This is a genomic window from Mizugakiibacter sp. (genome assembly GCF_039680435.1).
Taxonomy (GTDB): Bacteria; Pseudomonadota; Gammaproteobacteria; order Xanthomonadales; family Rhodanobacteraceae; genus Mizugakiibacter.
Genome location: NZ_JBDKSX010000125.1, coordinates 12,718 through 29,223 on the forward strand (window position 1 = coordinate 12,718; position 16,506 = coordinate 29,223).

The following is a 16,506-nucleotide window of genomic DNA, read 5'->3' on the forward strand; positions in this document are numbered from 1 at the left end:
ACCTATTCAGCCCGGTCACAGCGCGAACAAGTCCATCAGCCGATGGATCGGCATGGCCTCGAAACGGGCGGCATCGCGGCATGCGGCCAGGATCGCGTCCGCCCGACGCCCCGGCAAATGGCCGGCCAACGCCCCCTCGAACTTCTTCAGCAACACGGGGATGCCTTCGCCGCGCCGCTTGCGGTGGCCGATCGGATAATCGACGGACACTTTCTCCGTATTGCTGCCGTCCTTGAAGAACACCTGCACCGAATTGCCGATATAACGCTTTTCCGCGTCGAAATAGTCTTTGGTAAATTGGGGGTTCTCTTTGACCTGCATCAACTGCCGCAGGGCGTCGATGCGCGGATCGGCCGCAACCGCGTCCGAGTAGTCGTCGGCGGTCAGGCGGCCGAAGATGAGCGGCACCGCCACCATGTACTGGATGCAGTGGTCGCGGTCGGCGTAATTGGCCAGCGGGCCGGTCTTGTCGATGATGCGGCAGCCGGCCTCCTGGGTTTCGATCACGATCCGCTCGATCTGGTCGAGCCGGCCGGCGACCTGCGCGTGCAGCTTCATCGCGCACTCGACCGCGGTCTGCGCGTGGAACTCGGCCGGGAAGCTGATCTTGAACAGCACGTTCTCCATCACGTAGCTGCCGAACGGGCGCTCGAACCGGAACGGCTGGCCCTTGAAGGCCACGTCGTAGAAGCCCCAGGTCTTCGCGCTCAGCGCCGAGGGGTAGCCGACCACGCCCTTGTCGACCGCGTTCAGCGCGTGCGTGACCGCGCGGCGGCAGGCGTCGCCGGCGGCCCAGCTCTTGCGCGGGCCGGTGTTGGGCGCGTGGCGGTAGGTGCGCAGCGCGCCATTGTCGATCCAGCTGTGCGAGACGGCAGTGACGATCGCGTCCTTGTCGCCGCCCAGCATGTGCGTCGTCACCGCGGACGAGGCCAGCCGCACCAGGATCACGTGGTCCATGCCGACGCGGTTGAAACTGTTCTGCAGCGCGTAGCAGCCCTGGATCTCGTGCGCCTTGATCGCCGCGGTCAGCACGTCGCGCACGCTCAGCGGCGTGCCGCCCTCGCGCTCGGCCTTGCGGCTGAGGTAGTCGGCGACGGCGAGGATCGCGCCGAGGTTGTCGGAGGGATGGCCCCACTCGGCGGCCAGCCAGGTGTCGTTGAAGTCCAGCCAGCGGATCTGCGTGCCGATCGCAAACGCCGCCTGCACCGGATCAAGCTCGTGGCTGGTGCCCGGCACGCGCGCACCGCCAGCCAGGGTCGCGCCCGGCACCACCGGCCCGAGGTGCTTGACGCATTCGGGGAACTTCATCGCCAGCATCGCGCAGCCGAGCGAGTCCATCAGCATGTAGCGCGCGGTCTCGTACGCCTCGGCGGAGTCGATGCGGTAGTCGGCGACGTAGTCGGCGATGTCGCGCATCGGCTGGTCGGGATCGGGGCGCTTGGCGGAGCGGATGTCGTGGTGGGCCATCGGCATTTCCTGTGGGACGGGGCGCGCGCGGCGCGCGGGAGGACGGCCGCGGCAGGCACGCCGCGGAACGCGTAATTTTGCCAGAACTCGGCGCGCCGCTCAGCGCCGGTGCGGTCGCGCCGGCGGCGGAAAGCGCGCGCCGCCCGCGCAGAAGGCGGGAAACATGCCTGACGCAGACGCCGGGAGCCGCTACGCTGGTGCCGGCCCGCGGCGCGCCGCGCCCACGAGGACCGCCCCATGCATGCCTCGCCCGCCATGCCTGCGCTGTTCGTGTCCCATGGCGCGCCGACGCTGGCCCTGGACGATTCGCCCGCGGGCCGCTTTCTCGACGCGCTCGGCGGCGAGCTGCCGCGGCCGACCGCGCTGATCGTCGCCTCCGCGCATTTCGGCGCGCGCCAGGCGACGGTGGGCGCACACGCGCAGCCGCCGACCGTGCACGACTTCCACGGCTTCCCGCCGCCGCTGTACGCGCTGCGCTACCCGGCGCCCGGCGCACCCACGCTCGCCGCGCACGCCGCCGACCTGCTGCGCGCGGCCGGCTTCGACACGCGCATCGACGCGCACGCCGGCATCGACCACGGCGTGTGGGTGCCGCTGCGGCGCATGTACCCCGACGCAGAGATCCCGGTGGTGCCGCTGGCGGTGAATCCCGGCGCGGACGCGGCCTGGCACTTCCGCCTCGGCGCGGCGCTGGCGCCGCTGCGCCGCGAAGGCGTGCTGGTGATCGGCTCCGGCGGCTTCGTGCACAACCTGCACGCGCTGGACTGGCACGGCCGCGCCACGCCGCGCTGGGCCGGCGCCTTCGCCGACTGGCTGGACGCGCGCCTGCTCGCCGGCGACCGCGCCGCCGCGCAGGACTGGCTGCACCAGGCACCGCAGCCGCTCCAGGCGCATCCGACGCCCGAGCACCTGTGGCCGCTGTTCGTCGCCTGGGGCGCCGGCGGCGGCGCGGCGCGCGCGCTGCACCGCTCGTGGGAGTTCGGCAGCCTGGCCATGCATGCCTATGCATTCGGGGATTGAGCCGCCGCGCTTGACGGCGTGCCACAACGCTGCGGAGAATGCCGCCGCTGTACACCTCGAAGGGGAGTAGCTCCCTGGCTGCCGCGCCTCGCGCCGGCGGCCTGCGCGCCGGCCGTCATCACGGGCATGCCCTGCCCCGGTCGTCGCGGCAGCCTGCGGGCTGCGAGCGAGACTTTCGCGGTGACGTCGGGCCGTGCGCGCGCCCGCCGTCATCGCGGAAGATCGCGCGCACCACGGAGCATGCATGGATTTCCTCACCCCGCAGTTCTTCTCCGGCCTGCTGTCGATCATCCTGATCGACCTGGTGCTGGCCGGCGACAACGCCATCGTCATTGCGCTGGCCGCGCGCAATCTGCCCAAGCGCCTGCAGAATCAGGCGATCTTCTGGGGCACGTTCGGCGCCGTCGCGGTGCGCATCGCGCTGACCGCCGTCGTGGTCTACCTGCTGAAGGTACCGGGGCTGATGCTGGTCGGCGGGCTGATCCTGCTGCCGATCGCCTGGAAGCTGCTGCGCCAGGACGAGCCCGGCGAAGGCCACGAGATCAAGGCGGCCGTCGGCTTCTGGAGCGCGATGCGCACCATCGTGGTCGCCGATGCGCTGATGGGCCTCGACAACGTGCTGGCGATCGCCGGCGCCTCGCACGGCCACCTCGGCCTGGTGGTGCTCGGCCTGCTGGTCAGCGTGCCGCTGGTGGTGTGGGGCTCGACCCTGATCCTGAAACTGATCGTGCGCTTCCCGGCGATCGTCTACGTCGGCGCCGGCGCCATTGCCTGGACCGCCGCGCGCATGATCAGCCACGATGGCCTGGTCGCCGCCTGGTTCGACCGCTTCGGCTGGGCCGAGTACCTGCTCGACGTGGTTTTGGTTGCCGGCGTGTGCGGGCTCGGCTGGTGGGCGGCGCGGCGCGGCCAGGCGCAACGCTTGCGCGAGCAGCAGACGAGCGGCTGAGCGCGGGCACCGGCGCGCGCCTGCGGGCGCGGACTCCACACACCCTCTCTCCCACGCGAGCCGCCATGAAAGCCATCGCCCTCACCCGCTATCTCCCCATCGGCGATCCGCAGTCGCTGGTCGACGTCGAACTGCCCCGGCCCGTGCCCACGGGCCGCGACCTGCTGGTGCGCGTCGAGGCGGTGTCGGTCAATCCCGTCGACACCAAGGTGCGCGCGCCCAAGGCCGCGGTCGAACCCTCGCCGCGCGTGCTCGGCTGGGATGCGGCCGGCGTGGTCGAGGCCGTCGGCGATGCGGTGACGCTGTTCAAGCCCGGCGACCGCGTCTACTACGCCGGCGCGATCGACCGCCCCGGCAGCAACGCGCAGTTCCAGCTGGTCGATGAGCGCATCGCCGGGCCGATGCCGAAAACGCTCGATTTCGCGGAAGCCGCGGCACTGCCGCTGACCGCACTGACCGCATGGGAGCTGCTGTTCGACCGCTTCGGCTTCGACCCGGAAGGCGCCGACCGCGGCCGCACGCTGCTGATCCTGGCCGGCGCCGGCGGCCTCGGCTCGATCGCGATCCAGTTGGCCCGACGCGCGGGTCTCACCGTGATCGCCACCGCTTCGCGCGCGGAGACCGTCGAATGGTGCAGGCGCATGGGCGCGGATCACGTGGTCGACCATCGCCAGCCGCTGCGGCCGCAGATCGAGGCGCTCGGCCTCGCGGCCGTCGACGCGATCGGCTGCTTCACCGCCGCCGAGGCGTACTGGCCGCAGATGGCGGACCTGGTCGCGCCGCAGGGACGCATCGGCCTGGTCGTCGGCATGAAGGCGGCGGTCGACCTCGAGCCGCTGAAGAACAAGAGCGCGAGCGTGCACTGGGAATTCATGTTCACGCGTTCGCTGTACCACACGCCGGACATGGTCGAGCAGCACCGCATCCTGGCGCGCGTGGCCGAACTGGTGGACGCGGGCGCGCTGCGCAGCACGCTGGCGGAGACGCTGGCGCCGATCGACGCCGCCAACCTGCGCGCGGCGCACGCGCGGCTCGAATCCGGCCGCAGCATCGGCAAGCTGGTGCTGCGCGGCTGGGACTGAACGGCGCTGTCGCGCGCCGCGGGCTTGCCGACGCGGCGCGCAGCGGGCATTCTCGAACGATCGTTTGAATCGTTCGCAGGCCCGCCGTGAGCTATCCGCACCTGTTCGCCCCGCTCGACCTCGGCTTCTGCACCCTGCCCAATCGCGTGTTGATGGGCTCGATGCACACCGGGCTGGAAGACCGCGCGCGCGACTACCCGAAGCTGGCCGCCTACTTCGCCGCGCGCGCGCGCGGCGGCGTCGGCCTGATGGTGACGGGCGGGCTGGCGCCGAACGTCGAGGGCTGGCTGAAGCCGTTCGCCGGCCGGCTGTCGATGCCGTGGCACGTCGCGCGGCATCGCCAGGTGACGCGCGCGGTGCACGAGGAAGGCGGGCGCATCTGCCTGCAGATCCTGCACGCCGGGCGCTACGGCTACCACCCGCTGTCGGTGGCGCCCTCGCGCATCAAGTCGCCGATCACGCCGTTCACGCCGCGCGCGCTCACCGGGCGCGGCGTCGAGCGCACCATCCGCGACTTCGCCGACTGCGCGCGACTGGCGCAGGACGCCGGCTACGACGGCGTCGAGGTGATGGGCTCGGAGGGCTACCTGATCAACCAGTTCCTGACCGCGCGCACCAAACGGCGGCAGGACCGCTGGGGCGGCAGCCTGGAGAACCGCATGCGTTTCCCGGTCGAGATCGTGCGCCGCACGCGCGAGGCGGTCGGCCGCGAGTTCATCATCATCTACCGCCTGTCGATGCTGGACCTGGTCGAGGACGGCCAGGACTGGAATGAGATCGCCGCGCTGGCGAAAGCGGTCGAGGCCGCCGGCGCCACGCTGATCAACACCGGCATCGGCTGGCACGAGGCGCGCGTGCCGACCATCGTCACCTCGGTGCCGCGCGCCGCGTTCGCGTGGGTGACGCGCAAGCTGAAGGGCGAGGTGGCGATCCCGCTGGTCGCCACCAACCGCATCAACATGCCCGACGTGGCCGAGCGCGTGCTCGCCGCGGGCGATGCCGACCTGGTGTCGATGGCGCGCCCGCTGCTGGCCGATCCCGAGTGGGTGGCGAAGGCGCGCGCCGATCGCGCCGACCGCATCAACACCTGCATCGCCTGCAACCAGGCCTGCCTCGACCACGTGTTCGAGAACAAGCGCGCGTCCTGCCTGGTCAACCCGCGCGCCTGCCACGAAAGCGAACTGGTGCTGGCGCCGGCGGCGGCGAAGAAGCGCTACGCCGTGGTCGGCGCCGGCCCCGCCGGCCTCGCCTGCGCCACCGCGCTGGCCGAGCGCGGCCACGCCGTCACCCTGTACGAGCAGAGCGACGCGATCGGCGGCCAGTTCAACATGGCCAAGCGCATCCCCGGCAAGGAGGAATTCGCCGAGACGCTGCGCTATTTCGGCCATCGCCTCGCCGACACCGGCGTGATCCTGCGCCTCGGCGCGCGCGCCGACGCCGCGACGCTGGCCGCCGGCGGCTACGACGCGGTGGTGCTGGCGACCGGCGTCACGCCGCGCGCGGCGCGCATCCCCGGCGACGACCACGCGAAGGTGCTGAGCTACGTCGACGTGCTGCAGCGCGGCGCGCCGGTGGGCGCGCGCGTGGCGATCGTCGGCGCCGGCGGCATCGGCTTCGACGTCGCCGAGTTCCTGATCCAGCCGGCGCCCTCGCCGACCACCGACATCGCGCGCTGGGCGCGCGAATGGGGCGTGGACACCGCGCTGGCCGCGCGCGGCGGACTCGCGCCGCCCACGCCCGAGCCGCCGGCGCGCCAGGTCTGGCTGCTGCAGCGCACGCAGGGCCGGCTGGGCGCGCGGCTCAACCGCACCACCGGCTGGGTGCATCGCGCCACGCTCAAGCACAAGGGCGTGCGCATGCTCGGCGGCGTGAGCTACGAGCGCATCGACGACGACGGCCTGCACCTGCGCATCGGCGACAAGGCGCAGACGCTCGCGGTCGACCACGTGGTGATCTGCGCCGGCCAGGAGCCCAACCGCACGCTGGCGGCGGAACTGCAGGCCGTCGGCCTGCGCGTGCACCTGATCGGCGGCGCCGACGTCGCCGCAGAGCTGGACGCCAAGCGCGCGATCGACCAAGGCACGCGGCTCGCCGCCGCGCTGTAGCGCGCGCACGAGGTCGTCCTTGCAGGCGACGGAAACGCAGCGTTTCCCCAATCGCACCAATTTCCGCTTGTTCTGCGCGACGCGCCGCCGCAGCCTAGCGTGCTGCCCTTCACGATCGACGCTAGGAGACACGCATGAAGCTTTACTACTCACCCGGCACCTGCGCGCTGGCCGACCACATCGTTCTGGAATGGATCGGCAAGCCGTACCAGACGCAGCGGATCAGCCGCGAAGAACGCAAGATGCCGGCCTTCCTCAAGCTGAATCCGGCCGGCGCCGTGCCGGTGTTCGAGGGCGAGGACGGCTGGGTGCTGACCCAGAACGTCGCCATCCTCAACTACCTCGCCGACACGCATCCGCAGGCCGGGCTCGGCGGCGACGGCACGCCGCGCGGACGCGCCGAAGTCAACCGCTGGCTGGCCTTCCTCAACTCCGACCTGCACCCGGCCTTCAAGCCGCTGTTCGGCGCCACCGCCTACCTCGGCGACGAGGGCGCGATCGAGAAGAGCAAGGTCGCCGCGCGCGCCCAGTTGCGCGGCTACTTCGAGCGCGCCGACGCGCAGCTCGCGGACCGCGACTGGCTGGCCGGCACGCGCTCGATCGCCGATCCCTACCTGTACGTGGTGATGCGCTGGGCCCCGGGCCAGGGCGTGGACCTGTCCGGACTGCGCCACCTGGAGCGCTTCTTCCAGCGCATGCAGGCCGACGCGGCCGTGCAGCGCGTGCTGAAGGAAGAAGGGCTGGCCTGACCGGAACGCCCGCGGCCCCGATCCGCGTGTCGGGCCGGGCGCCGCAGGCGCACCGTTCAGAAGCGCACGCGCATGAACGCCGCCGGCCCCTGCAGACGCAACCGCAATCGCGCCGCGTAGTCGCGGCCGTCCTTGTCGAGATGGATGCGGTTGGCCGCGTACTCGACGCCGAGGCCCACGTGCTCCCACGGGAAGTACTCGACGCCCAGCGCACCGGAAAAGATGTGCCCCTGCAGCGACCCGGCATTCTTGCGCACCCCGGAAAGATCGACGTAGACGCGGACGTCGCGCGTGAACGCGTGTCGCCAGCCCAGCGTCAACACCGGCGCCCATGCCGCCTCGCTGTGGTGGCTGGTCGCGGCGGCGCTGCCGCCGACGGGGCCGTCGACCGTCACCTCGCCCACCACGTCGAGGGCAAGCCGGTAGTACGCCGCGCCGATGCCCACGCCGACCACATCGTGCTCGCCGGCATCCAGCCACCAGTGCCAGGCGGCGCTGACGAAATCCATGCCGAATCTGCTGCGGATCGCGGCGTCGATGTCGTAGGCGTTGCCGTCGTAGATCACGCGCCGATCCAGCGTGCGCGCGCCGCGGTCGTCGTAGCGATAAGCGTCGAGGCCGAAACCCTGATGGTCGCCGAGCAGGAAATCCACGCGCGCGCGGCCGATCGGATGACGGCGATCCAGCCCGAAATCCCTTTCGGCGTCTATCGTGGTGCCCTGCGGGCCGCCGCTGGCGTCGACGCCGAGCCGGATCCGCATGTCCGGCTGGTAGCCGCCGAGCCACGCGCCAAACCGGTCCAAGGCCATCGACGGCGCAGCCTGCGCAAGGCCGGCGGCGAGAATCAGGCCGCAGCCGCACGCCCATCGCACCGCCCGCGTTCTCCCGCGCATAGCGCCCTCTTGCCGTCGCGGCCATGCCCGCCGCACCCACCCGGCTTATACCGTGAACACCGAAGCCGCGCGACCCGGAAAACGGAAAGGGAGCCCGCAGGCTCCCTTTCGCGTGCACCGCGCTACCGTCGGAGTCAGCGCTTCTCGATCGGCGCGTAGGCGCGGTCTTCCGGCCCGGTGTAGTTCGCGCTCGGGCGGATGATCTTGCCGTCGGCACGCTGCTCGATCACGTGCGCGCTCCAGCCGGAGGTGCGCGCGATCACGAACAGCGGCGTGAACATCAGCGTCGGCACGCCCATCATGTGGTAGGCGCTGGCCGAGTACCAGTCGAGGTTGGGGAACATCTTCTTGAGATCCCACATCAGCGTCTCGATGCGCTCGGAGATCTCGAACAGGCGCACGTTGCCGCCTTCCTGGCACAGCTTGCGGCTGATCTCCTTGATGATCGGATTGCGCGGATCGCCGATCGTGTAGACCGGATGGCCGAAGCCGATCACGATCTCCTTGCGCTCGACGCGCGCGCGGATGTCGGCCTCGGCCTCGTCGGCGCTGCGGTAGCGGGCGATGATGTCCATCGCCACCTCGTTGGCGCCGCCGTGCTTCGGGCCGCGCAGCGCGCCGATCGCGCCGGTGATGCAGGAGTAGATGTCGGAGCCGGTGCCGGCGATCACGCGCGCGGTGAAGGTGCTGGCGTTGAACTCGTGCTCGGCGTACAGCACCAGCGACTTGTCCAGCGCCTGCGCGCACAGCTCGCTGGGCTTGCGCCCGTGCAGCAGTTGCAGGAAGTGGCCGGCGATCGAATCGTCGTCGGTCTCGGTTTCGATGCGCTTGCCGTTGTGGCTCCAGTGGTACCAGTACAGCAGCATCGAGCCGAAGCTCGCCATCAGGCGGTCGGCGATGTCGCGCGCGCCGGCGAGGTTGTGGTCGTCCTTCTCCGGCAGCACGGTGCCCAGCACCGAGGCACCGGTGCGCAGCACGTCCATCGGGTGGGTGGACGCCGGCAGCAGCTCCAGCGCGCCCTTCACCGGCGCCGGCAGGCCGCGCAGCCGCTTCAGCTTGGCGCGGTAGGCGTTCAGCTCCGACCAGGTCGGCAGCACGCCGTACACGAGCAGGTGCGCCACTTCCTCGAAGCTCGCCTTGGTGGCGAGGTCGTGGATGTCGTAGCCGCGGTAGTGCAGATCGTTGCCGCTGCGGCCGACCGTGCAGATCGCGGTGTTGCCGGCGGCGACGCCGGACAGCGCGACCGACTTCTTGGCCTTGGGAAGGACTTGCTGGGCGTTCTCGCTCATGGTTCTCTCCGAATCGGGCCGGCACCGCAACCGGTACGCGGCGGGGCGACGCTTTGCTCGTGTCGTCGTCTCAGTTGTTGAAAATCTCGGCCACGGGCAGCCGCGGGCAACGGTCGACCGGCTGCACCAGCAGCGTGGGCGCCTTGTAGCCGACCGGGTGGCGGTCGCTGTACATCCAGCATTCGTCCAGCGTCGAACAGAAGCACACCGCCATGCTCATGCGGTGCAGCGCCTGCGTGCGGAAGTGCTGCCAGACCTCCTTGTCGGGAAAGCGGATCATCTGCAGCTCCGAGCCCGGCGTCAGCACATTGGGATTGAGGGTGGACTGGATGAAGCGGCGCGGTTCGGCGACGCCGAGCGCGTCGAGCACGTGCTGCCAGTCCGGCCGCGGCTTGCCGTCGATCCAGATCTGCGCGGTGCGCACGATCGCCGGCCCGACGCCCTTGTTGTAGACGAGCACCGACTGCGCCAGGTCGTCGTTGCCGACCACCAGGAACGGCCAGACCTGGGCGCGCACCTGCTGGCGCTGGATGTACGCCGTGTAGCCGGACACCACCAGCGCGAGGAAGCCGATCAGCGCAGCGACCACCGCGGCCAGCGCGTCCCAGTTGCGCCGGCCCTCGCGGGCGCGCGGCGCAGCGGGCTCGGCGGGCGGCGTCGGCGCGGCCACTTCAGTCTTCCTTGCGGCTGCCGAACAGTTCGTCGAGCTTGCGCTCGTAGTCCCAGTAGCCGAGCTTGTCGTACAGCTCGGTGCGGGTCTGCATGGCGTCGACCACGGCACGCTGGTGGCCGTCGCGGCGGATCGCCTCGTACACCCCGAGCGCGGCCTTGGCCATGGCGCGGAAGGCGGACAACGGGTACAGCACCATGTCGACGCCGACCGCGGCCAGCTCTTCGCTGCTCCACAGCGGCGTCTTGCCGAATTCGGTGATGTTGGCCAGCACGGGCACGCCCACCGCGTCCTTGAAGGTGCGGTACATCGGCAGCTCGGTGACGGCCTCGGCGAAGATCATGTCGGCGCCGGCCTCGACGCACAGCCGTGCGCGCTCGATCGCCGCGTCCAGGCCTTCCACCGCGATCGCGTCGGTGCGCGCGATGATCGTGAACTGGTCGTCGCTGCGCGCGTCGGCGGCGGCCTTGATGCGGTCGGCCATGTCCTCCTTCGGCACCAGCTCCTTGCCGGGACGATGGCCGCAGCGCTTGGCCTGCACCTGGTCCTCGATGTGCACGGCGCCCGCACCGACGCGGATCATCGTCTTGATCGCGCGCGCGATGTTGAAGGCGCTGCCCCAGCCGGTGTCGATGTCGACCAGCACCGGCAGGTCGACCACGCTGGTCAGGCGCTCGACGTCGATGGCGACGTCCTCCAGCGTGGTGATGCCGAGGTCGGGAATGCCGCGGCTGGATGCCGCCACGCCGCCGCCCGAGACGTACAGCGCCTTGAAGCCGGCCGACGCGGCCAGGATGCCGGCGTAGGCGTTGATCGCGCCGACGATCTGCAGCGGCTTCTCGGCGGCGACGGCGGCGCGGAAACGCGCGCCTGGAGAGGCAGGCTGGCTCATGGGACCTCCGCGCAAAAACGACATTTTAGCCGATCCGCGCGTCCCGCCGCCGGGCCCGTCCCCGATAGCTCCCGCCCTAGCCGCCCCACTCCGGTCCGCGCGCCAGCGCGCGCTTGATCTCCTCCAGCGCGTTCGGGTCGTCCAGGGTGGACAGGTCGCCGGGATCGGTGCGCTGCGCCAGTGCCGCCAGCGAGCGGCGCAGCAGCTTGCCGGAGCGCGTCTTCGGCAAGGCATTGACGATGTAGATGCGCGCTGGCCTGGCCACCGCGCCCAGCATCGCGGCGACGCGCTCCAGCATGCCCTCGGCGGCGGCAGCCCGCGCGGCGGCGTCCGCGGCGGCGTCCTTCAGCGTGGCGAACACCACCGGCACCTGTCCCTTCAGTTCGTCGGCAACGCCGATCACCGCGGCCTCGGCGACGGCGGCGTGGGTCGCCACCGCCTCCTCGATCTCGCGCGTGCCCAGCCGATGGCCGGCGACGTTGATCACGTCGTCGGTGCGGCCGAGGATGAAGTAGTAGCCATCGGCGTCGCGGATCGCCCAGTCCAGCGAGCTGTACAGCAGTTCCTTGAAGTGGCCAAAGTAGCCCTTCAGGAACCGCGCGTCGTCGCCCCAGATCGTGCTGAGGCAGCCCGGCGGCAGCGGCGGCACGATGGTCAGTACGCCCTTCTCGTCGGCGGCGGCATCTGCGCCGGTGACCTCGTCGATCACGCGCATGCGGTAGCCGAGGTTGGGCAGGCCGGGCGAGCCGAACTTCTGCGGCTTCAAATCCAGGCCCGGCAGCAGGGTCAGCACCGGCCAGCCGGTCTCGGTCTGCCAGTAGTTGTCGATCACCGGTTTGCCGATGCCTTCGCTGATCCACTTCGCGGTCGGCTCGTCCAGCGGTTCGCCGGCGAGGAACAGCCATTTCAGCGTGGACAGATCGTGCTTCTTCAGCCAGGCCGGATCCTGCTTCTTCAGCACGCGGATCGCCGTCGGCGAGGAGAACATGCTGCGCACGCCGTATTCCGCGCACAGCTGCCACCAGATGCCGGGGTCGGGATGCGTCGGCAGGCCCTCGTACAGCAGCGAGGTGGCGCCGACGATCAACGGACCGTATACGTTGTAGGAGTGCCCCACCGCCCAACCGATGTCGGAAGTGGAGAACATCACCTGGCCAGCGCCGACGTCGAACACCGTGCGCATCGACAGCGCCATTGCCACCGCATAGCCACCGACGTCGCGCTGCACGCCCTTCGGCTTGCCGGTGGTGCCCGAGGTGTACAGCAGGTAGCTCGGCTCGTTCGATTCCAGCCAGGCCACCGGCACGCGTGCGTTGGCGTGCTTGGCGCGCAGCGGCGCGTATTCGAGATCGCGCGCCGGCTGCATGGCGAGGTCGGGATCGAGCCCGCGCCGCACCACCAGCACCGCCGGCGGCGGCGACTGCGCCGCCGCGCAGGCCTCGTCCACCAGCGGCTTGTAGCGCACCACCTTGCCGGCGCGCATGCCGGCATCGGCGCAGATCAGCAGCTTCGGCTTCGCATCGTCGATGCGCAGCGCGAGGTTGTGCGCGGCGAAGCCGCCGAACACCACCGAATGGATCGCGCCGATGCGCGCGCAGGCGAGGATCGCGAACACCGCCTCGGCGAAGTTCGGCATGTAGATCACCACGCGATCGCCGCGGCCAACGCCGAGTTCCTGCAGCACTGCGGCGAACGCGTTCACCTCGCGGTGCAGCTCGCGGTAGGTGATGCGACGGGTGATGCCGGTCTCCGTCGACATCGCCACCAGCGCGAGCTGGTCCGGCCGCGCCTCCAGGTGGCGGTCGACCGCGTTGTAGCAGAGGTTGGTGGTGCCGCCGACAAACCACCTGCGGAACGGCGGGTTCGCGTAATCGAGGATGCGCTGCGGCGGCGTGTGCCAATAGATGGCCCGCGCCTCCTCGGCCCAGAACGCTTCCGGCTCCACGATCGAGCGCCGATAGGCGTCTTCGTAGCGCATGGCCGCCCCCGTCGCGGGTGACGGCGCTAGCCTAGTGCAAGCCTGCGGCGCCGGCGTCCCGACCAAGGTCGTAGGCCGTTGCGAATATGCGCAGTCGTCGTTCGCCACACATGCGAAGGGCGGCCAGTGGCCGCCCTTCGTCGCGCATGCGCGAAGCCGCCGCTTACTTCTTGGCGAACAGGTGTTCGACGCCGGCGCGCTCCTCGCGCAGCTCCTTGCTGGTCGCGTCCATGCGCTCGCGCGAGAAGGCGTCGATCTCCAGGCCCTGCACGATCTCGTACTTGCCGTTCGCGCAGGTCACCGGGTAGCCGTAGATCACGCCCGGAGCGATGCCGTAGGAGCCGTCGGTCGGGATCGCCATCGACACCCAGTCGCCGGCCTCGGTGCCGAGCGCCCAGGAGCGCATGTGGTCGATCGCGGCGGACGCCGCCGAGGCGGCCGACGAGGAGCCGCGCGCCTTGATCACCGCCGCACCGCGCTGCTGCACGGTCGGGATGAAGGTGTCCCTGTACCAGGCCTGGTCGACCAGGCCGGTCGCGGCCTTGCCCTTCACCGTGGCGTGGTGGATGTCCGGGTACTGGGTCGAGCTGTGGTTGCCCCAGATGATCATCCTGCGGATGTCGGTGGTGTGCGCGCCGGTCTTCTCGGCGAGCTGCGACAGCGCGCGGTTGTGGTCGAGGCGCACCATCGCGGTGAAGCAGCGCGGATCGAGGTCCGGCGCGTTCTGTTGCGCGATCAGCGCATTGGTGTTGGCCGGGTTGCCGACCACCAGCACCTTGACGTCGCGCCTGGCGTGCCCGTTCAGCGCCTTGCCCTGCGGTGCGAAGATCGCGCCGTTGGCTTCCAGCAGGTCCTTGCGCTCCATGCCCGGGCCGCGCGGACGCGCGCCGACCAGCAGCGCGTAATCGGCGTCCTTGAACGCGACGTTGGCGTCGTCGGTGGCGACGATGCCGGCGAGCAGCGGGAACGCGCAGTCGTTCAGCTCCATCGCCAGGCCGTTCAGCGCGGGCAGCGCCGGGGTGATCTCGAGCAGGTGCAGGATCACCGGCTGGTCCTTGCCGAGCATGTCGCCGGCGGCAATGCGGAACAGCAGGGCGTAGCCGATCTGGCCGGCGGCGCCGGTCACGGCAACGCGGACGGGGGCTTTCATCACGAAACTCCTTTGCTTGTCGTAGGGTGAGCCTTGGCCCACCGACGCGAAACACGGTGGGCCGAGGCCCACCCTGCCGATGCGTTTCAGGCGAGTTCGGCGAAGAACTCGCGGATGCGCTTCAGCCCGTCGGTCAGTTGCGCCTGCGGGCAGGTGTAGGAGATGCGCAGCGCGCGCGGCTCTCCGAACGCGGAACCGGGCACGCAGGCGACGCTCTTCGCATCGAGCAGCGCGGCGCACAGATCCACGTCGTTGGCGATCTTCCTGCCGTCATGCGACTTGCCGAACGCGCAGGAGATGTCGGGGAACACGTAGAACGCGCCCTGCGGCCGCGGGCACTTCACGCCGGGGATCGCGCTCAGCGCGGCCAGCACCTCGTCGCGGCGCGCGGCGAACTCGGCGCACTTGCGCGCGGGCACGTCCTGCGGGCCGCTGAGCGCGGCCAGCGCGGCCACGGTGACAATCTCCGGCACGTTGGTGATGTGGTTGGAATTCAGCGTCACCACCGCCTGCGCGACGCTCTCCGGCCCGGCCATGAAGCCGCAGCGCCAGCCGGGCATGCCGTAGGTCTTGGAGATCGAGTCGACCACGATCACGCGATCGCGCAGCTCCGGCCTGACGTGCACGAAGTTGTGGTAGCCGACGCCGTCGAACACCATGCGGTTGTAGATGTCGTCGGTGATCACCCAGGTGTCCGGGTGCTTCGCCACCACCTCGGCCAGCGCGACGATCTCCTCGCGCGTGTACACCATGCCCGTCGGGTTGGACGGGTTGTTGAACAGGAACACCTTGGGCTTGCTGGCCAGCGCCTTGTCGAGCTGCGCCGGCGTCAGCTTGTAGTTCTGCTCGGGCGGGCACGGCAGTTGCGTGACCTTCGCGCCCAGGATCTCGGCGATGTCGAGATAGCTGGTCCAGTACGGCGTCGGGAAGACGATCTCGTCGCCCTCGTCGAGCAGCGCCTCGGCCAGGTTGTACAGGATGTGCTTGGCGCCGATCGCGGTCGCGCAGTGCTTGCGCTCGTAGCCTTTGAAGCCGCCCTGCTCCAGGTGCTTCAGGAACGCATCGAGCAGGTCCTCGCGGCCGCGGTTGGAGCCGTACTGGCCCGAGTCCTTCGCCAGCGCCGCGCGCACCGCGTCGTAGACGTGTTCGCCCGGCAGGAAGTTCGGCACGCCGATCGAGAAATTGACGACGTTGCGGCCTTCGGCCTTGAGCCGCTTCGCCTTGTCGGCGATCACCATGATCGCACTCGGCTTGGCGCGGCCCATGCGCTTCGCAAGCTTCAGCATGGGAGTCACTCGCGAGGAGGGAAAGCGGGATTTTAACACAGCGGGCCGCGCACCCAGCAGCGGCGCAAAGTCATGCCGGAGCGCGCATGATCGGCCTGCCCGCCGGGCCCGGCGGGCAGGCGTGGAGACTCATCCGCAAAGGAGAAGGCGCATGCTGCACTGGATCTGGATGTTCGTCATCGGCCTGGTGATCGGCGTCGTGGCCAAGTTCCTGATGCCCGGCAAGGATCCCGGCGGATTCATCGTCACCGGCCTGCTCGGCATCGCCGGCTCGCTGCTCGCCGGCTGGCTCGGCCAGACGCTCGGCTGGTACCAGGCGGGCCAGCCGGCCGGCTTCATCATGTCGGTGATCGGCGCGATCGTCCTGCTGTTCCTGTACCGGCTGCTGTTCAAGCCGAAGGCGCCATGAGGCGAAGGCGCGGGCGGCACCTGCCGTCCGCGCCCGCCGCACCGGCCTCAGCCGCGCGCGTCCAGCACCGCGTTCCACTGGCCGACCCGCTCGGCCATCTGCGCCAGCACCGCGTCGGCATCGCCCTCGATCGTCACCGACTCGATGGCGTCGCCCTGGCGGATCGCGTCCACCACCTTCTGGTCCTCGGCATCCAGCACCGCGCCGAACACGGTGTGCTTGCCGTCCAGCCACGGCGTGGCGACGTGGGTGATGAAGAACTGGCTGCCGTTGGTGCCGGGGCCGGCGTTGGCCATCGACAGCACGCCCGGACGGTCGTGGCGCAGGTCCGCGCGGCACTCGTCCTCGAAGCGGTAGCCGGGATTGCCGCGGCCGTCGCCGTTCGGGCAGCCGCCCTGGACCATGAAATCGGGGATCACGCGGTGGAAGCTCAGGCCGTCGTAGAAGCCGCGCCGCGCCAGGTTGACGAAATTGGCCACGGTCAGCGGGGTCTTGTCGGCGTAAAGTTGCACGCGGATCGGGCCGCGGCTGGTCTGGAAACGGGCGATGAGGGCGTCGGTCATGGGC

General features: G+C 70.4%; 15 protein-coding genes. 6 read left to right on the forward strand and 9 right to left on the reverse strand.

Annotated elements, in window-relative coordinates; translation table 11 throughout:
• Window positions 1–15: 15 nt before the first annotated feature.
• Entirely contained in the window at window positions 16–1,467 is a 1,452-nt protein-coding gene (locus ABFC67_RS13420) for a bifunctional 2-methylcitrate dehydratase/aconitate hydratase (RefSeq protein WP_346738534.1), read from the reverse strand.
• Window positions 1,468–1,704: 237 nt separating this feature from the next.
• Between ABFC67_RS13420 and ABFC67_RS13425 the strand changes: the two genes are divergently transcribed.
• The 5 genes from ABFC67_RS13425 to ABFC67_RS13445 all read left to right on the forward strand — a co-directional run bounded on the left by ABFC67_RS13425 (window position 1,705) and on the right by ABFC67_RS13445 (window position 7,372).
• Window positions 1,705–2,487, forward strand: a complete 783-nt coding sequence (locus ABFC67_RS13425; protein WP_346738535.1) for a class III extradiol ring-cleavage dioxygenase — start codon at window positions 1,705–1,707, stop codon at window positions 2,485–2,487.
• A 244-nt stretch (window positions 2,488–2,731) separates the two neighbouring features.
• The gene (locus ABFC67_RS13430; RefSeq protein ID WP_346738536.1) at window positions 2,732–3,436 is read left to right on the forward strand and encodes a TerC family protein; all 705 of its coding nucleotides are present in this window, start codon (window positions 2,732–2,734) and stop codon (window positions 3,434–3,436) included.
• 65 nt (window positions 3,437–3,501) lie between these two features.
• Window positions 3,502–4,518: a zinc-binding alcohol dehydrogenase family protein gene (locus ABFC67_RS13435; protein WP_346738537.1), complete on the forward strand. Its 1,017-nt coding sequence runs from the start codon at window positions 3,502–3,504 to the stop codon at window positions 4,516–4,518.
• An 86-nt stretch (window positions 4,519–4,604) separates the two neighbouring features.
• Window positions 4,605–6,623 (forward strand): NADPH-dependent 2,4-dienoyl-CoA reductase, encoded by a 2,019-nt coding sequence (locus ABFC67_RS13440; protein ID WP_346738538.1) that lies wholly within the window; start codon window positions 4,605–4,607, stop codon window positions 6,621–6,623.
• A 134-nt stretch (window positions 6,624–6,757) separates the two neighbouring features.
• Window positions 6,758–7,372, forward strand: coding sequence for a glutathione binding-like protein (locus tag ABFC67_RS13445; protein WP_346738539.1), 615 nt, complete (start codon window positions 6,758–6,760; stop codon window positions 7,370–7,372).
• Between the two features lie 56 nt (window positions 7,373–7,428).
• Here the strand turns inward: ABFC67_RS13445 and ABFC67_RS13450 are convergent, their stop codons facing one another.
• The 7 genes from ABFC67_RS13450 to ABFC67_RS13480 all read right to left on the reverse strand — a co-directional run bounded on the left by ABFC67_RS13450 (window position 7,429) and on the right by ABFC67_RS13480 (window position 15,530).
• On the reverse strand, window positions 7,429–8,175 hold the full coding sequence (locus ABFC67_RS13450) for a hypothetical protein (protein ID WP_346738540.1): 747 nt from the start codon (window positions 8,173–8,175) through the stop codon (window positions 7,429–7,431).
• 224 nt (window positions 8,176–8,399) lie between these two features.
• Window positions 8,400–9,554, reverse strand: a complete 1,155-nt coding sequence (gene prpC, locus ABFC67_RS13455; RefSeq protein WP_346738541.1) for a 2-methylcitrate synthase — start codon at window positions 9,552–9,554, stop codon at window positions 8,400–8,402.
• A gap of 70 nt (window positions 9,555–9,624) precedes the next feature.
• Window positions 9,625–10,224, reverse strand: a complete 600-nt coding sequence (locus ABFC67_RS13460) for a hypothetical protein (RefSeq protein ID WP_346738542.1) — start codon at window positions 10,222–10,224, stop codon at window positions 9,625–9,627.
• Between the two features lies 1 nt (window position 10,225).
• The gene (gene prpB, locus ABFC67_RS13465) at window positions 10,226–11,116 is read right to left on the reverse strand and encodes a methylisocitrate lyase (protein ID WP_346738543.1); all 891 of its coding nucleotides are present in this window, start codon (window positions 11,114–11,116) and stop codon (window positions 10,226–10,228) included.
• A gap of 76 nt (window positions 11,117–11,192) precedes the next feature.
• Window positions 11,193–13,094 carry a propionate--CoA ligase gene (gene prpE, locus ABFC67_RS13470; RefSeq protein WP_346738544.1) on the reverse strand — a complete coding sequence of 634 codons (1,902 nt, stop codon included), beginning with the start codon at window positions 13,092–13,094 and terminating at the stop codon, window positions 11,193–11,195.
• A 163-nt stretch (window positions 13,095–13,257) separates the two neighbouring features.
• Window positions 13,258–14,244 carry a malate dehydrogenase gene (locus ABFC67_RS13475; RefSeq protein WP_346738545.1) on the reverse strand — a complete coding sequence of 329 codons (987 nt, stop codon included), beginning with the start codon at window positions 14,242–14,244 and terminating at the stop codon, window positions 13,258–13,260.
• 86 nt (window positions 14,245–14,330) lie between these two features.
• The gene (locus ABFC67_RS13480; RefSeq protein ID WP_346738546.1) at window positions 14,331–15,530 is read right to left on the reverse strand and encodes a pyridoxal phosphate-dependent aminotransferase; all 1,200 of its coding nucleotides are present in this window, start codon (window positions 15,528–15,530) and stop codon (window positions 14,331–14,333) included.
• A 151-nt stretch (window positions 15,531–15,681) separates the two neighbouring features.
• Here ABFC67_RS13480 and ABFC67_RS13485 point away from each other — a divergent pair, with 151 nt between their 5' ends.
• Window positions 15,682–15,939 (forward strand): GlsB/YeaQ/YmgE family stress response membrane protein, encoded by a 258-nt coding sequence (locus ABFC67_RS13485; protein WP_346738547.1) that lies wholly within the window; start codon window positions 15,682–15,684, stop codon window positions 15,937–15,939.
• 47 nt (window positions 15,940–15,986) lie between these two features.
• Here the strand turns inward: ABFC67_RS13485 and ABFC67_RS13490 are convergent, their stop codons facing one another.
• Window positions 15,987–16,502 carry a peptidylprolyl isomerase gene (locus ABFC67_RS13490; protein ID WP_346738548.1) on the reverse strand — a complete coding sequence of 172 codons (516 nt, stop codon included), beginning with the start codon at window positions 16,500–16,502 and terminating at the stop codon, window positions 15,987–15,989.
• Window positions 16,503–16,506: the final 4 nt, after the last annotated feature.

What these genes read in the sequence shown, in the direction of transcription:
- prpE (WP_346738544.1), bottom strand. Translation starts at nt 13,094, where the DNA reads ATGCGCTACGAAGACGCCTATCGGCGCTCGATCGTGGAGCCGGAAGCG.
- ABFC67_RS13480 (WP_346738546.1), bottom strand. Translation starts at nt 15,530, where the DNA reads ATGCTGAAGCTTGCGAAGCGCATGGGCCGCGCCAAGCCGAGTGCGATC.
- ABFC67_RS13430 (WP_346738536.1), top strand. Translation starts at nt 2,732, where the DNA reads ATGGATTTCCTCACCCCGCAGTTCTTCTCCGGCCTGCTGTCGATCATC.
- ABFC67_RS13445 (WP_346738539.1), top strand. Translation starts at nt 6,758, where the DNA reads ATGAAGCTTTACTACTCACCCGGCACCTGCGCGCTGGCCGACCACATC.
- ABFC67_RS13435 (WP_346738537.1), top strand. Translation starts at nt 3,502, where the DNA reads ATGAAAGCCATCGCCCTCACCCGCTATCTCCCCATCGGCGATCCGCAG.
- prpC (WP_346738541.1), bottom strand. Translation starts at nt 9,554, where the DNA reads ATGAGCGAGAACGCCCAGCAAGTCCTTCCCAAGGCCAAGAAGTCGGTC.
- ABFC67_RS13425 (WP_346738535.1), top strand. Translation starts at nt 1,705, where the DNA reads ATGCATGCCTCGCCCGCCATGCCTGCGCTGTTCGTGTCCCATGGCGCG.
- prpB (WP_346738543.1), bottom strand. Translation starts at nt 11,116, where the DNA reads ATGAGCCAGCCTGCCTCTCCAGGCGCGCGTTTCCGCGCCGCCGTCGCC.
- ABFC67_RS13420 (WP_346738534.1), bottom strand. Translation starts at nt 1,467, where the DNA reads ATGGCCCACCACGACATCCGCTCCGCCAAGCGCCCCGATCCCGACCAG.
- ABFC67_RS13485 (WP_346738547.1), top strand. Translation starts at nt 15,682, where the DNA reads ATGCTGCACTGGATCTGGATGTTCGTCATCGGCCTGGTGATCGGCGTC.
- ABFC67_RS13475 (WP_346738545.1), bottom strand. Translation starts at nt 14,244, where the DNA reads ATGAAAGCCCCCGTCCGCGTTGCCGTGACCGGCGCCGCCGGCCAGATC.
- ABFC67_RS13490 (WP_346738548.1), bottom strand. Translation starts at nt 16,502, where the DNA reads ATGACCGACGCCCTCATCGCCCGTTTCCAGACCAGCCGCGGCCCGATC.